Here is a 14,360-nt window from a genome sequence, read left to right as displayed (position 1 = left end):
ACAGAAAGAAGAGGCGGCCAATGACCGCGACGCAGCACAAAGGTGCCGGAGGCGGCCAGGGCAAGAACGACCTGGTCGAGATGGCGTGGGATCCCATTACCCGGATCGTCGGCAGTCTGGGTATCTACACGAAGATCGACTTCAAGCAGAAGGTGGTCGCCGAGTGCCACAGCACCAGCTCAATCTTCCGGGGCTATTCGGTCTTCATGAAGGGAAAGGACCCGCGGGACGCGCACTTCATCACGAGTCGCATCTGCGGAATCTGCGGTGACAACCACGCCACCTGTTCCTGTTACACGCAGAACATGGCGTACGGAGTGAAGCCGCCGCACCTCGGCGAATGGATCGTGAACCTCGGCGAGGCCGCAGAGTACATGTTCGACCACAACATCTTCCAGGAGAACCTGGTCGGGGTCGACTACTGCGAGAAGATGGTCGCGGAGACCAACCCCGGGGTGCTGGAACAGGCCAACCGCACCCCCTCCCCGCACGCCGACGCGCACGGATACAGGACGATCGGCGACATCATGCGATCGCTGAACCCGTTCACCGGCGAGTTCTACCGTGAAGCGCTCCAGGTCAGCCGGATGACCCGGGAGATGTTCTGCCTGATGGAGGGCCGGCACGTCCACCCCTCCACGCTCTATCCCGGCGGGGTCGGCACTGTGGCGACCATCCAGCTGATGACGGACTACATCACACGCCTCCAGCGGTACGTCGAGTTCATGAAGAAGGTCGTGCCGATGCACGACGATCTCTTCGACTTCTTCTACGAAGCCCTGCCGGGGTACGAACAAGTCGGCAACCGGCGCATCCTGCTGGGCTGCTGGGGCTCCTTCCAGGACCCGGAGCACTGCAACTTCGAGTACAAGGACATGACCGACTGGGGCCGGAAGATGTACGTCACCCCCGGTGTCGTCGTCGACGGGAAGCTGGTCACCACCGACCTGGTGAAGATCAACCTCGGCATCCGGATCCTGCTCGGTTCGTCGTACTACAACGACTGGGACGAGCAGGAGACCTTTGTTTCCCACGACCCTCTCGGCAATCCGGTGGACCGGCGCCACCCCTGGAACCAGCACACCAACCCGCAGCCGCAGAAGCGGGACCTGGGCGACAAGTACAGCTGGGTGATGTCACCGCGGTGGTTCGACGGCAAGGACTACCTGGCGCTCGACACGGGCGGAGGGCCGCTCGCCCGGCTGTGGACCACCGCGCTGGCCGGTCTGGTCGACATCGGCTACGTCCAGGCCACCGGCCACAGCGTCAAGATCAACCTCCCCAAGACCGCTCTCAAGGGGCCGGTGGAGCTGGAGTGGCACGTCCCGAAGTGGAGCAACACCATCGAGCGCAACCGGGCGCGCAGCTATTTCCAGGCCTACGCGGCCGCCTGCGCGCTTCACTTCGCGGAGCAGGCTCTCGCGGAGATCCGCTCCGGGAACACCAAGACCTGGGAGAAGTTCGAGGTGCCCGAGGAGGGCGTGGGCTGCGGGTTCAGCGAGGCGGTCCGCGGTGTCCTCTCCCACCACATGGTGATCCGGGACGGCAAGATCGCCAACTACCACCCGTACCCGCCCACTCCGTGGAACGCGAGCCCCCGTGACACGTACGGCACGCCCGGCCCCTATGAGGACGCCGTGCAGGGCCAGCCGATCTTCGAGGAGAACGACCGGGAGAGCTTCAAGGGCATCGACATCATGCGCACGGTGCGCAGCTTCGACCCCTGTCTGCCCTGCGGTGTGCACATGTATCTCGGCGAGGGCAAGAAGCTGGAACTCCTGCACTCCCCCACCCAGTCCGCGGGCAGTGAGTGATGGCGCGGGAGGAGTCCAGGGCCACGCCCGACTGGCGGACGACCGGTGAACGCATCGACACCCTGATCGCCGCCAGCGGCTCGGGCGGCGCCGTCGCCCGCGAGCGCAGCGAGGAACTGGTCCGGCTCGTCGCCGACTTCTACGGTGCCGGGCTGGAACGGCTGCTCGACCTCGTGCACGAACAGGGGCGGCTGGACGACGACGTCCTGGCCGCCCTGGCCGGCGACGAACTGGTGGCCGGCGTCCTGCTGGTGCACGGGCTGCATCCATACGGCGTGGAGACCCGGGTCGAGCAGGCACTGAAGAGCGTACGGCCGTATCTGGGGTCGCACGGCGGTGATGTGGAGTTGCTCGGCGTCACCGACGAGGGAACCGTCCGGTTGAGACTGCTGGGCAGTTGTGACGGCTGCCCGTCGTCCTCGGTCACACTCAGGCTGGCCGTGCAGGGTGCTGTGGAGGCGGCGGCGCCGGAGATCACCTCGATCGAGGTCGAGACCACGGTCGACGAGGACACCGGGGCCGCGGAGGCGCTGGTGCCGGTGGATTCGCTGTTCGCCCGGCTGCACGCGGGGGCCGGGACGGCAGGCGAGGACGGTGCCTCGTGGGAGGTCGTGCCGGAGCTGTCGGGGCTGGAGAACGGCGCCGTGGCCCGGTTCGGTGTCGGCAGGATGCCGGTGGTGGCCTGTCGGGTGGGCGCGGATCTCTTCGCCTTCGAGGACCGGTGCGCGCGCTGCGAGCGGCCGTTCGACGGCGCCACACTGGCACGGCGGCTGGGCGGGGGCTCCGGTGATGCGGTCCTGCGCTGCATCGGCTGCCATGCGCACTACGACGTGCGACGGGCCGGGGTCTGCCTCGACGAGGGCGGCGGGCATCTGGCACCGCTGCCCCTGCTGTCGGACGGTGCCGCGGTCTCGGTGGCGGTCCCCGCGGCGGTGGCGCCGTGATCGCCGCCGGCCGTTCCGCCTCGCCGGTCTCCACCCTGCTGCGGCTCAGACGCAACCGGCCGCGGCCGGTTGCCGGTGAGCGCTGCGAGATGTGCGCGGAACCGATCGGCGAGAGCCACCCCCATGTCGTGAACCTCGACAGCCGCGCCCTGATGTGCGGCTGCCGGGCCTGCTATCTGCTGTTCACCGACGAGAACGCGGAGCTGCGCTACCGGGCGGTCCCCGACCGCTATCTGCACTTCGCCGGGCTGACCGTGGACGGGCGCGCCTGGGACGAGTTGCAGATTCCCGTGGGGCTCGCCTTCCTGTTCCGCAATTCCGTCCAGGACCGGATGGTCGCGTTCTATCCCGGGCCCGCCGGGGCCACCGAGTCGGAACTGCCGCTGGACGCCTGGGCCGCCGTCGTCGAGGCGAGCCCGGAGCTCGCCGTGCTGCGTCCGGACGTGGAGGCGCTGCTGATCCGGCGTACGGCGGAGAGCGACGGTTCGTGCCATCTGGTGCCGATCGACGCCTGTTACGAGTTGGTGGGCCGGCTGCGCTCGCTGTGGCGCGGGTTCGACGGTGGCACCGAGGCCCGTGCCGCGATGGACGGCTTCTTCGCGCGGGTGGCGGACCGCAGCCGGCCCGCCGCGGGGATCGGGGCACCGTGAACGACTTCGCGTTCTCCGTGCTCGGCATCACCGCCGACCCGTACGCGGCCGCTCCGCAACTGACCGCGCGGCTGCGGATCGAGGAGCGTACGGGGCGGCGGATCCACGCCATCGCGCTGCACTGCCAGGTCCGCATCGAGCCGCAGCGGCGCCATTACGACGAGGCCGAACAGAGCGGTCTGGCGGCGCTGTTCGGCGGCCGGGACCGCTGGGCGGACACCTTGAAGCCGTTCCAGTGGATGAGCTGCGACACCACCGTGCAGGGGTTCAGCGGTGTGACCGAGGTCGATCTCGCCCTGCCCTGCACCTACGACTTCGACGTGATCGGTTCCCGCTATCTGCACGCCCTGGGCGAGGGTTCGGTGCCCCTCTCCCTGATGTTCTCCGGCACGGTGTTCACCCGCGGCAGCAAGGGCTTCGGGGTCGAGCAGGTGCCGTGGGACTGCGAGGCCCGGTACCCGATGCCGGTCGCGGTGTGGCGCAGCATGGTGGCGGCGCACTACCCGAACACCGGGTGGATCCGGCTGGACCACGAGGTGCTGGCACGGTTCGCGGACTTCAGGGCCCGGCACGGGCTGATCAGCTGGGACGAGACGGTCCGGACCCTCCTGGCCGAGCACGACGAGGCGGTCCTGTGAGTCTCGACCAAGTGCGTTCGATCGCCGACGCCGTCCTGTACGAGGGGTACCTCCTGTACCCGTACCGGGCGAGCTCGCACAAGAACCGCTCGCGCTGGCAGTTCGGGGTCCTCGGCCCGCCGCACGCCACGGCGGCGAGTTTCGGCGAGGAGCCGGAGATGGAGATGCAGTGCCTGCTGGCACCGCACGACGGGCCGGCCGCCGTCACCGTGCACCTGCGTTTCCTCCAGCTCCAGGTCCGCGAGGTGCGCAGCACGGGCGAGGACGGGGTGGAGGCACCAATCGAGCAGCTCGTCGTCGACGGGGTGCCGGTGATGTCCTGGGACGAGGCCGTCGAACGGGAAGTCGTCCTGACCGCCCTGCCGTTGGGGGAGGTGACGGACGCCGTCCACGAGGTCCCGGGCGGCGAGGACACCGAACCGATGACCGACGCGCGGGGCGTGGTGGTGGGCCGGATCGTGCGACGGCGGCTGCCGTTGGCGGTCCGGGTCCGCACGCGGGCCGTCGTCGACGACGGATACGTGCGCCTCTCGGTGGTGGTGCGCAACGAGCATCCGGAGCCCGCGGCCACCAAGGACGCCGCGATCCGGTCCTCGCTGATCGGCACGCATCTGCTGCTGCGGGCGCACGACGCCGAGTTCGTCTCGCTGCTCGAACCGCCCTCCCGGGCGGCAGCGGCCGCCGGCCGTTGCCGGCAGCGCAGGTGCTGGCCCGTGCTGGCCGGACCGAAGGGGACGACGGACACCCTGCTCGGCGCGCCGATCATCCTGTACGACTACCCGGAGGTCGCCGAGCAGAGCCCCGGCGCCCTGTTCGACTCGACCGAGATCGACGAGATCCTGACCCTCCGCGTGATGACCATGACGGAGAAGGAAAAGGCGGAGGCCAGGGCCACCGACCCCCGGGCCCGGGAGATCATCGACCGGTGCGACGGCATGTCGCCCGCCGATCTCCAGCAGCTGCACGGCCTGCTGCGCGACCCGCACCCGCCGCAGCCCGCGGCTCCCGTGGGCCCGACGGCCGACGTCCGGAATGAGGACGTACGGGATGTGGAACCCGCCGCCTTCGACACCGCGGGCGCCCCCTGGTGGGACCCGGCGGCCGATGCCTCGGTACGGCCCGGAAGCGACGCGGTCGTGATCGACGGGGTCCGGGTGGCCGAGGGCAGCCTGGTCCGCGTCCACCCCTCCCGGCGGGCGGACGCGCAGGATCTGTTCTTCGCCGGCCAGGTGGCCCGGGTGACCGCGGTTCTCTCGGACGTGGACGGTGGTACGCACATCGCCCTGGTCCTCGTCGACGACCCCGCGTCCGACCTGCACGACTGGTACGGCCGCTACTTCTACTTCGCACCCGACGAACTGACACCCCTGAGCGCCGAGGAGACGGCGCAGCACCGTGAGGAGAACCGATCGTGAAGACCTTGGGCATCATCGCCGCCGGAGCGGCCGCGACCGTGGCGCTCGTCGCCGTGGCGGTCGGGATCAGGTCGATCCCCGACATCCGCCGCTACCTGCACATCCGTTCGATGTGAATCCCGATCCGAGTGAAGTGAGTAAGGAGCATCCCATGGCGGACACGCCGGAGAAGAACAGCGACGTCCAGGAGGAGCCGCAGGAGGAACGGGGCCCGAAGGGGTCCCGCGGCACCGGCTCGGGCCGGCCGTCGGGCGGGCCGGCCGACCGCCCCTCGGGCACCTCGGACGAACGCTCCGACACCTCCGTACAGCCGGAGAAGGCCCAGGACCCGGAATCGCCCGACCTCCAGTCCGGGGGCGGCTGAGCCGAGGATGGCGAAGGAACCCGGCACGGCCGCCCGAGTGCTGGTCGCGGGCATCGGCAATCTGTTTCTCGGCGACGACGGATTCGGCCCGGAGGTCGTGCGCCGGATGGTCCGCAACGGCGGAATGCCCCCGCAGGTCCGGCTCGTGGACTACGGCATCCGCGGCATGCATCTCGCGTACGACCTGCTCGACGGGTACGACGCGCTGATTCTGGTCGACGCGTACCCGGGGGGCGGCGCCCCCGGGGAGGTGACGGTGCTCCGCATCGGTGCGGAGGACCTCGGTTCGGGTGAATTCGACGGCCACGGGATGAATCCGGTTGCCGTCCTGGCAAATCTGGATCAATTGGGCGGTACGCTGCCGCTCACCTACCTCGTCGGCTGCACACCCGCCGGAGTCGAGGAGGGCATCGGGCTCGGTGAGGCCGTCGACAACGCGGTGCCCGAGGCGATGCAGGCAGTGCACACCCTGATCCGGCAGCTCGTGCCGGCGGTACCGACCGCGTCCGTGAACACCACCTGACCCCGGAGATCCTGATCATGTGCCTAGGCATTCCTGGCCGCGTCGTGGAGATCGTGGACGGGTATGCGGGCCAGCTGGCTCTGGTCGACGTGGAGGGCGCCAGGCGCCGCGTCAATATCGGCATGCTCGACGAGGCACCCGGTCGCGACGACTGGGTGCTTCTCCACATGGGTTTCGCCGTCGAGCGCATCGACCGGGCGAAGGCCCAGGAGGCCCTGTCGGGGCTGGAGATGATGGGCCGCGGCCGAGAGCAGCGGATCCGGCGCAGATTCGAGGTGCGCGGCGTCGTGCAGGGCGTGGGCTTCCGGCCCTTCGTCTATGTCACCGCCTCGGAGCTGCTGCTCACCGGCTCGGTGACGAACACCGGCGACGGGGTGCTCGCCGAGGTCGAGGGAACGGCCGACGCCGTGGCGGAGTTCGGCCGCCGGCTGAGCGCCGACGCCCCTCCGCTCGCGGTCGTCGAGGACGTGCGTACGAGCGAACTGCCGACGCGCGGCGGCACGGGCTTCACCATCGAGCGCTCCACCGCGTCCGACCGGGCCAGGACGCTGGTCTCGCCCGACATCGCCACCTGCCGGGACTGCCTCGACGAGCTGCGCGATCCGTCCGACCGGCGTTACCGCCACCCGTTCATCACCTGCACGCACTGCGGCCCCCGGTTCACGATCGTCACCGGCCTGCCCTACGACCGGGCCGCCACCACGATGGCGGACTTCGAGATGTGCGGGGCCTGCCGGGCGGAGTACGAGGACCCGCGCGACCGGCGCTTCCACGCCCAGCCGATCGCCTGTCCCGACTGCGGACCACGGCTCGAACTGGTCGGCGGGGAAGGCGTTTCGCTGTCCCGTGACGAGGACGCTCTGCGTACGGCCCGCAAGCTCCTCGCCCAGGGCGGGATCATCGCGGTCAAGGGGCTCGGCGGGTACCACCTGGTGTGCGACGCCCGCGACGACGCGGCTGTGACCGAGCTGCGCCGGCGCAAGCGGCGCGGCGGCAAGCCGTTCGCGGTCATGGTGCCTGACCTCGACGTCGCGCGACGGCTGGTGACCGTCACGGCGGACGAGGAGGAGCTCCTGTCCGGTGGCCGCCGCCCGATCGTGCTCCTGCCCCGGCACCCCGCCGGGACCGGGGCCGGAGTGTCCGACGCGGTGGCGCCCGGCAGCCCCCACCTCGGGCTGCTCCTTCCGTACACCCCGTTGCACGTCCTGCTCTTCGGGATCGGGGACGACGATCCGGGCCCGGACGCACTGGTGATGACGTCGGCCAATCTGTCGGGCGAGCCGATCGTCACCGACGACGGCGACGCGCTGGCCGTTCTGGCACCGCTGGTCGATGCCTGGCTACGGCACGACCGGCGCATCCATGTGCCGTGCGACGACTCGGTCAGCCGCTGGGTCGCCGGTGCCGAGCTGCCGCTGCGCCGCTCACGCGGATACGCCCCGCTGCCGCTCGCACTGCCCTTCGACGTGCTCCCGACGCTCGCCGTGGGAGCCGACCTGAAGAACACCTGTGCGCTGGCCGAGGGCCGCTACGCCTGGCTGAGCCAGCACATCGGCGACATGGACGACCTGTCCACGATCGGCGCCCTGACCCGGACCGAGAAGCACCTGGAGGACCTCACCGGGGTGACGCCGACCCGGCTGGTGGCCGACCGCCACCCCGGCTACCGCTCCGGCGACTGGGCTCGCGCCCATGCGGCCGGGCGGCCGGTCCGCACCGTGCAGCACCACCACGCGCACATCGCGTCCGTGATGGCGGAGCACGGCCTGGGTGCGGACGAGCGCGTGATCGGCATCGCCTTCGACGGCACCGGCCACGGCACCGACGGGGCGGCCTGGGGCGGCGAGGTCCTGGTGGCCGGCTACGCGTCGTTCAGCAGGGCCGCGCACCTGGGTTACGTACCACTGGCCGGGGGCGACGCGAGTGTGCTGCGGCCGTACCGGATGGCCCTCGCGCATCTGCACGCGGCCGGCATCCCCTGGGACGACGAGATGCCCGCGGTGCGCGTCTGCCCGCCCGCCGAACGCAGCGTACTGGCCCATCAGTTCGCCACCGGATTCGGCTGCGTGCCCACATCGGGCATGGGCCGGCTCTTCGACGCGGTCGCGTCCCTGGCCGACGTCCGGCACGTGGTGGCGTACGAGGCGGAAGCGGCCATGGAACTGGAAGGGCTGGCCCGTGCCGCGGTCACCTCCCCCTCGGCACCGGAGGACGGCTACCGCTTCGGCATCCGGCCCGGGAAGAGCGAGGAACCCGCCGTCGCGGATCCGGGCCCGGTCGTCCGGGCCGTGGTGTCCGATGTGCGGGACGGCGTTCCGGCCGGGCTGATCGCCGCGCGCTTCCACACCGCCGTCGCCGCTCTGGCCATCCGCCTCGCGGACCTCTGCCACTCGCGCACCGGCCTGTCCACCGTGGTGCTGGGCGGCGGGGTCTTCCAGAACGCCGTATTGCTGGAGGCGGCCCAACGCGGCCTGGTCGAACGGGGTTTCACCGTCCTGCGGCCGCGTCTGCTGCCCCCGAACGACGGCGGGCTCGCCCTCGGCCAGCTCGTGATCGCCGCATCGGGCTGACGCTGCGGCACGACCGTACCGCCGTACTTCAAGAAGGATCCACAGAGAGGAGGGACCATGTGTCTGGCTGTTCCGGGGCGTGTCCTCAGTACCGCCGAGGTCGACGGCACGGTGATGGCCGAGGTCGATTTCGGCGGGGTGCGCAAGGAGGTCTGTCTCCAGTACATCCCCGATGCGAGCGTCGGTGAATACGTCATCGTGCACGTCGGTTTCGCCATCCAGCGCCTCGACGAACGATCGGCTCTGGACACCCTTGCCGACTTCGAGCGGCTCGGCATCCTGGCCGAGGAGTTCGGAGACGGTTTCGAACGCGCAGCCCAGCAGGGTGCGTCTCCCGAAGGAGTCGGCCGGTGAAGTATCTCGAAGAGTTCAGTGACCCCGGTCTCGCGAAGAAGCTGATCGACCAGATCCACACGGCCACCACCCGGAAGTGGGCGCTGATGGAGGTCTGCGGCGGCCAGACCCACTCCATCATCCGGCATGGCATCGACCAACTGCTCCCGGACAGTGTGGAGATGATCCACGGACCGGGATGTCCCGTCTGTGTCACCCCGCTGGAGACCATCGACCGGGCACTGGCGATCGCCGCCCGCCCCGGCGTCATCTTCTGCTCGTTCGGCGACATGCTGCGCGTGCCCGGCAGCAGCCAGGACCTCTTCGCCGTCAAGAGCGCCGGTGGCGACGTACGCGTGGTGTACTCACCGCTCGACGCGCTGAAGATCGCCCGGGAGAACCCTGACCGCGAAGTCGTCTTCTTCGGGATCGGGTTCGAGACCACCGCCCCCGCGAACGCCATGACGGTGTACCAGGCCCAGCGGTTCGGGGTACGTAACTTCTCGCTGCTGGTGTCCCATGTACTGGTGCCGCCCGCGATCGCCGCGATCATGGAGTCCTCGACGTGCCGGGTGCAGGCGTTCCTCGCCGCGGGCCACGTATGCAGTGTGATGGGGACGGCCGAGTACCCGCCGCTGGCCCGGAAGTACAAGGTTCCGATCGTGGTGACCGGCTTCGAGCCGCTGGACATCCTCGAAGGGGTCCGCCGCACCGTCGTCCAACTGGAGGCGGGCCGGCACGAGGTGGAGAACGCCTACCCCAGGGCCGTGCGCGAGGAGGGCAACGTGCCCGCCATGGAGATGCTCGCCGATGTCTTCGAAGTGACCGACCGCACCTGGCGCGGCATCGGGGCGATTCCCCGCAGCGGCTGGAAACTCTCCGAGAAGTACCGGGCGTTCGACGCGGAACAGCGGTTCGACGTGACGGACGTCCACGCCGCCGAGTCGTCGCTCTGCCGCTCGGGCGAAGTCCTCCAGGGCCTGATCAAGCCGCATCTGTGCGAGGCGTTCGGCAAGGAGTGCACGCCGAGGAATCCGCTCGGCGCGACCATGGTGTCGTCCGAGGGGGCGTGCGCCGCGTACTACACCCACCGCCGCCTGGAACTGGTCGATGCGAAGTGACTGACGCGATGCAAGACGTGACCGCCGCCGTGAACGACGTGCCCGACCTCGACTTCGAGGGGTGGGCCTGCCCGGTACCACTGCGGGACATCCCGTCCGTCGTCATGGGTCACGGGGGCGGCGGTGCGATGTCCGGTGAGCTGATCGAGCACCTGTTCCTGCCCGCGTACGGTGCCGCTGCCGCCGCCGACCTCGGTGACTCGGCCGTGCTGACGGTGGGATCCGGCACCCGACTCGCCTTCTCCACGGACTCGTTCGTGGTGAAGCCGATGTTCTTCCCCGGTGGGTCGATCGGTGACCTGGCGGTGAACGGCACGGTCAACGACCTGGCCATGTCGGGTGCGAAGCCCCTGTTCCTGTCCACCGCCTTCATCCTCGCGGAGGGCACCGCGCTGAGCGACGTCGGCCGGATCGCACAGGACGTGGGCCGGGCCGCCGAGGACGCCGGCGTACGCCTGGTCACCGGGGACACGAAGGTCGTGGAGCACAACAGTGGTGACGGCGTCTACCTCAACACCTCGGGCATCGGCGTGATCCCTCCCGGTGTCGAGATCCATGCGCGCCGGGCGCTCCCCGGCGACGCGGTGCTCGTCAGCGGCGACATCGGTGTGCACGGTGTGGCCGTGATGAGCTGCCGGGAGGGCCTCGAATTCGGTACGACGGTGGAGAGCGACACCGCCGCGCTGCACGGACTGGTCGCCGCCATGCTCGCCACCGGTACCGACCTCCATGTGCTCCGGGACCCCACGCGCGGGGGCGTCTCGGCTTCGCTGAACGAGATCGCCCGCGCCTCGGACGTGGGCATCGAACTGGTCGAGCGGCTGCTTCCCGTCCCGCCCGCGGTGCGCGACGCGTGCAGCCTGCTCGGGCTCGACCCGCTCCAAGTGGCCAACGAGGGCAAACTGATCGCGATCGTCCCGGCCGAGGACACGGACCGGGTGCTGGACGCCATGCGGGCCCATCCGCTGGGCCGGTCCGCCTGCCGGATCGGCAGCTGCGTTCCGGATCACGCCGGGATGGTCGTGGCGAGAACCGGGCTGGGCGGGAGCCGGGTGATCGGGCTGCCGATCGGCGAACAACTACCGAGGATCTGCTGAGTGAGTGCCGAGGGCGCCCTGCTGTTCGCGCGATACGCCTACCCGCCCAACGAGCTCGGCTACTGCGGCCCCGCCGATGCGACGGCCCTCCTGCGCCGTGACGCGACCGCCGAGATCGAGCGGCGGGCCCGGCAGTTCGAGGGGGCCTGGTGCTATCTCCAGTTCCTCGCGGAGACGGCCGGGCTGGCGGATCCGCTCGACGTGCGGGTGGTCGAGGCGTACTGGATCGGCAACGAGCTGCTGGACCGGGCCGATCCCGCCGCTCTGGTGGAGCGCATGACCGACCGGTTCCGGGGGCAGCTCGGCGGCACCTGGCGCGACGCCGGGCGGCGCGCCCTGGCCCATCACAGCTTCCAGGTGTTCGAGGTGTATCCGTGGGCCCCGATGCTGCGGTCGACGGGTCATCCGACCGCCCTGGCCGTGCTCGACCAGTGCCGGGTCCGTACGGGAGTGGTCGTGGCCGCCGACAGAGACCTGGCGACCGTGCGGTCGCGCCCGCTGTGCTGGGACGGGGCGGGGCTGGCCGACGGCTCGTGGCGGGAGGAGACCGTACGCTGCTCGGCCGGTGGACTGACGCTGCTCGACGGGCTCTCCGCCGGCGACCGGGTGGCGCTGCACTGGGACTGGGTGTGCGATGTGATCAACGACGAGCAGGCCCGACGCATCGAATTGCTTGAGGAACGCCGACGCACCGACTTGGGCCTCTCTTCCTCTGGACCGGGCATCGGCATTCTTGGCGCTCCGGGCTGATGGCCGAGGACTCCGCCGATTCCTGACGCAGTTGGTCGGCGTGCCCGTAGCGCCCCGCTTGCTCCCCCGCCACGTACCTCAGAACCCACTGCTGAGAGACCGGTCCCAACCAGGGCCGGCGTCGGCCCCTCGCCGGTCGACCGCGCCAAATACCGCCGCCTGCTGAGGAAGCGCGGTCTCAAACCCCTGATCGCCCGACGCGGCGTCACCCATGGCTCCGGACTGGGCAAGGTGCGCTGGGTGATCGAGCGCGCCTTCGCCTGGCTGCACCGGTTCAAACGGCTCCGCACCCGCTACGAACGACGCGCCGATCTCCACCACGGGCTGCTCGAACTGGTCTGCAGCCTGATATGCCTACGCCGGCTCCAGCGAGCGGCCGGACGCGGGGTCAGTAGCGGAGGCGAGTCTCGGGCCCATTGATACGCACCATACAGTTCTTGAAGAGCCGCAACGGAGGCCGCCGACCGTCAACCGGAGCCAGTGTGAGCTCCAAGTCCTGCAACGGTTTGACCAGGGCAATAAACCCGAGGCCGAGCCCGTGGAGCCGTCTGAGGCGGCGTCGGCGAAGTCCGTGGACGACCGGCTGATTGACGAGCTGGGGGGCCGGGCTCAGGCCGAGGGCCTGCAGCCGACCGGCGAGGGCGGACTGCTCCAGCAGCTGACGAAACGGCTCCTGGAGTCGGCTCTCGAGGGTGAGATCACCGACCATCTCGGCTATGACAAGCAGGATCCGGCGGGGAAGAACGGCGGCAACTCACGCAACGGCACCCGGTCCAAGACCGTACTGACCGATGTCGGCCCGGTGGATACTGACTTCGGCTGGTCAGGGTGACGTTGGGGGGCGAGCGTCAGGCCGGTGCCCTCTATGAAGCCGTCGAGGGTGTCGGGCCGGTACTGCAGGCGCTTGAGCCGGTTGCGGACGAGGGCCTCGAGTCGGTCGAGGGCGACCACGGCGAGGTTGGCCAGGCTGCGTTTGACGTGGGCACACACGCCCTCGACGGGGTTGAGGCCGAGCGAGTAGGCGGGGAGCAGGAACACCGTCAGCCAGGCACACTCGGCGGTCAACTCGCGCATGGCGTGGGAGACGTGGGTGTTCAGGCTGTGCCGGACCAGCACGATCGGTGCCATGACGAGTTGGGGGCGCCGTCGATCAGTGCGATGAAGTCGCGCTCGCTCATACTGCGGCGCTTGCCCTTGCCGGAGGGGTGGGTGCGCAGGCGGTGGCACAGCCGGGTCCGGGAGCCGGGCCGCATGGCGATCATCCCGGCCACGGACAGCCGTCCCGGGCGTCGTCCGCTCACCGTCACCTGCGGGGTCACGCCGCGCCGGCCCCAGGTGCGTCCTTTGGGCGGCCGTCGGGTGAAGCCTGCCTCGTCCTCGAAGCAGATGTAGCCCCCGCAGGCCGCCCGGGTTCTTTTACCTCCGCCCAGGTCGCCTCCTTCCATGCAGTGACGGCCTGCTCGTCCCGCTCGGCGACCCGCCGCGCGGGGGCCTGCGGGCTGAAGCCGAGCCTGTGCATCAGCCTCGTCGCTCCCGAGACGCTGCAGGAGACGTGGAACTTCCGGCTCACCCGCAGACGCTGTGCCACTTCCGACGGCTTGATCCTCTGCTCGAACAGCTCGGCCGCCTGCATCCGCACCGACTCACGGCGCAGCCGACCCGCAGCGGTCAGCCCGCCCCCATCCGCATACCTCACACACCACCGGAGACAGCCGTCACACCGAGTCCATCAGGGCCTTCGGGAAAGTTCACCCTGACGAGCCGAAGTCAGTGACGTGGTCGCCGGGGGCCACTATCCAGCTCCAGCCGAGCGGGGTCAGCAAGACCCCGTGGGCGGCAATGAGGGTGGCGATGGACTGGGCGGCCAGAACGGCGCCGTGGAGCACGACGTCTTCTGAGATACCGGTGGCACGGGAACAGGTGACGCCTTGCTGCCGTCCTGAACGATGCTGAGGCCCCCGCCTCGCCGACCGTGTGGTGGTGTGCGACCACCCCGGCTGCAGGACTGGCGGTCGGGCCAGACCTGGAGCTGCCCGCCCTGCCCGCTCAGAAGCCGTTGTCTTTCCGAGAGTGGCGGGTATGTTTCCGCTGGTCAGGTGTAGGTGCGGTGTTTTGGCGGCAGGGACGAGGTGTTGTGTCGT

14 protein-coding genes and 3 pseudogenes are annotated in these 14,360 nt (G+C 70.0%); 15 read left to right on the top strand and 2 right to left on the bottom strand.

Translation table 11 applies throughout. From position 1 onward, the window contains the following. Positions 1 to 20 precede the first annotated feature (20 nt). The 15 genes and pseudogenes from ACWCXX_RS35005 to ACWCXX_RS34935 all read left to right on the top strand — a co-directional run. Positions 21 to 1,814, top strand: coding sequence for a nickel-dependent hydrogenase large subunit (locus ACWCXX_RS35005; protein WP_451134422.1), 1,794 nt, complete (start codon positions 21 to 23; stop codon positions 1,812 to 1,814). After that, positions 1,814 to 2,758: a NifU family protein gene (locus ACWCXX_RS35000; RefSeq protein WP_451134420.1), complete on the top strand. Its 945-nt coding sequence runs from the start codon at positions 1,814 to 1,816 to the stop codon at positions 2,756 to 2,758. The genes ACWCXX_RS35005 and ACWCXX_RS35000 overlap by 1 nt, the downstream gene beginning before the upstream one ends. Continuing rightward, positions 2,755 to 3,408, top strand: coding sequence for a DUF5947 family protein (locus ACWCXX_RS34995; protein WP_451134418.1), 654 nt, complete (start codon positions 2,755 to 2,757; stop codon positions 3,406 to 3,408). Before ACWCXX_RS35000 ends, ACWCXX_RS34995 begins: the two co-directional genes overlap by 4 nt. Continuing rightward, positions 3,405 to 4,046 carry a DUF6084 family protein gene (locus tag ACWCXX_RS34990; protein ID WP_451134416.1) on the top strand — a complete coding sequence of 214 codons (642 nt, stop codon included), beginning with the start codon at positions 3,405 to 3,407 and terminating at the stop codon, positions 4,044 to 4,046. Before ACWCXX_RS34995 ends, ACWCXX_RS34990 begins: the two co-directional genes overlap by 4 nt. Beyond that, a complete protein-coding gene (locus tag ACWCXX_RS34985; protein WP_451134414.1) occupies positions 4,043 to 5,461 on the top strand; it encodes a hypothetical protein in 1,419 nt (472 codons plus the stop codon). Before ACWCXX_RS34990 ends, ACWCXX_RS34985 begins: the two co-directional genes overlap by 4 nt. After that, complete coding sequence (locus tag ACWCXX_RS34980; RefSeq protein WP_451134412.1) at positions 5,458 to 5,577, top strand: DUF6893 family small protein; 120 nt, start codon at positions 5,458 to 5,460, stop codon at positions 5,575 to 5,577. Before ACWCXX_RS34985 ends, ACWCXX_RS34980 begins: the two co-directional genes overlap by 4 nt. Before the next feature lie 35 nt (positions 5,578 to 5,612). Next, entirely contained in the window at positions 5,613 to 5,825 is a 213-nt protein-coding gene (locus ACWCXX_RS34975) for a hypothetical protein (protein ID WP_451134410.1), read from the top strand. 7 nt (positions 5,826 to 5,832) lie between these two features. Continuing rightward, positions 5,833 to 6,348: a hydrogenase maturation protease gene (locus ACWCXX_RS34970; RefSeq protein ID WP_451134408.1), complete on the top strand. Its 516-nt coding sequence runs from the start codon at positions 5,833 to 5,835 to the stop codon at positions 6,346 to 6,348. Positions 6,349 to 6,365: 17 nt separating this feature from the next. Then, complete coding sequence (gene hypF, locus ACWCXX_RS34965) at positions 6,366 to 8,918, top strand: carbamoyltransferase HypF (protein ID WP_451134406.1); 2,553 nt, start codon at positions 6,366 to 6,368, stop codon at positions 8,916 to 8,918. A gap of 57 nt (positions 8,919 to 8,975) precedes the next feature. Next, the gene (locus ACWCXX_RS34960; RefSeq protein ID WP_451134404.1) at positions 8,976 to 9,272 is read left to right on the top strand and encodes a HypC/HybG/HupF family hydrogenase formation chaperone; all 297 of its coding nucleotides are present in this window, start codon (positions 8,976 to 8,978) and stop codon (positions 9,270 to 9,272) included. Further along, a complete protein-coding gene (hypD, locus tag ACWCXX_RS34955) occupies positions 9,269 to 10,372 on the top strand; it encodes a hydrogenase formation protein HypD (RefSeq protein ID WP_451134402.1) in 1,104 nt (367 codons plus the stop codon). Before ACWCXX_RS34960 ends, hypD begins: the two co-directional genes overlap by 4 nt. Positions 10,373 to 10,380: 8 nt before the next feature. Continuing rightward, entirely contained in the window at positions 10,381 to 11,469 is a 1,089-nt protein-coding gene (gene hypE, locus ACWCXX_RS34950; RefSeq protein ID WP_451134400.1) for a hydrogenase expression/formation protein HypE, read from the top strand. Further along, complete coding sequence (locus ACWCXX_RS34945) at positions 11,470 to 12,219, top strand: DUF6390 family protein (protein WP_451134398.1); 750 nt, start codon at positions 11,470 to 11,472, stop codon at positions 12,217 to 12,219. A gap of 3 nt (positions 12,220 to 12,222) precedes the next feature. Then, positions 12,223 to 12,639: pseudogene (locus ACWCXX_RS34940) on the top strand (transposase); the annotation flags it as partial. A 118-nt stretch (positions 12,640 to 12,757) separates the two neighbouring features. Next, a pseudogene (locus ACWCXX_RS34935) lies at positions 12,758 to 13,033 on the top strand (transposase); the annotation flags it as partial. A 29-nt stretch (positions 13,034 to 13,062) separates the two neighbouring features. Here the strand turns inward: ACWCXX_RS34935 and ACWCXX_RS34930 are convergent. Then, positions 13,063 to 13,915, bottom strand: a pseudogene (locus ACWCXX_RS34930) (IS630 family transposase); the annotation flags it as partial. Positions 13,916 to 13,967: 52 nt separating this feature from the next. After that, positions 13,968 to 14,105: a hypothetical protein gene (locus tag ACWCXX_RS34925; RefSeq protein WP_451134396.1), complete on the bottom strand. Its 138-nt coding sequence runs from the start codon at positions 14,103 to 14,105 to the stop codon at positions 13,968 to 13,970. Between the last annotated feature and the right edge of the window lie 255 nt (positions 14,106 to 14,360).

The organism is Streptomyces sp. NPDC001732 (genome assembly GCF_053596315.1).
The sequence above is the reverse complement of the archived record's forward strand: the minus strand, read 5'-3'. Positions and strand labels throughout refer to the sequence as shown.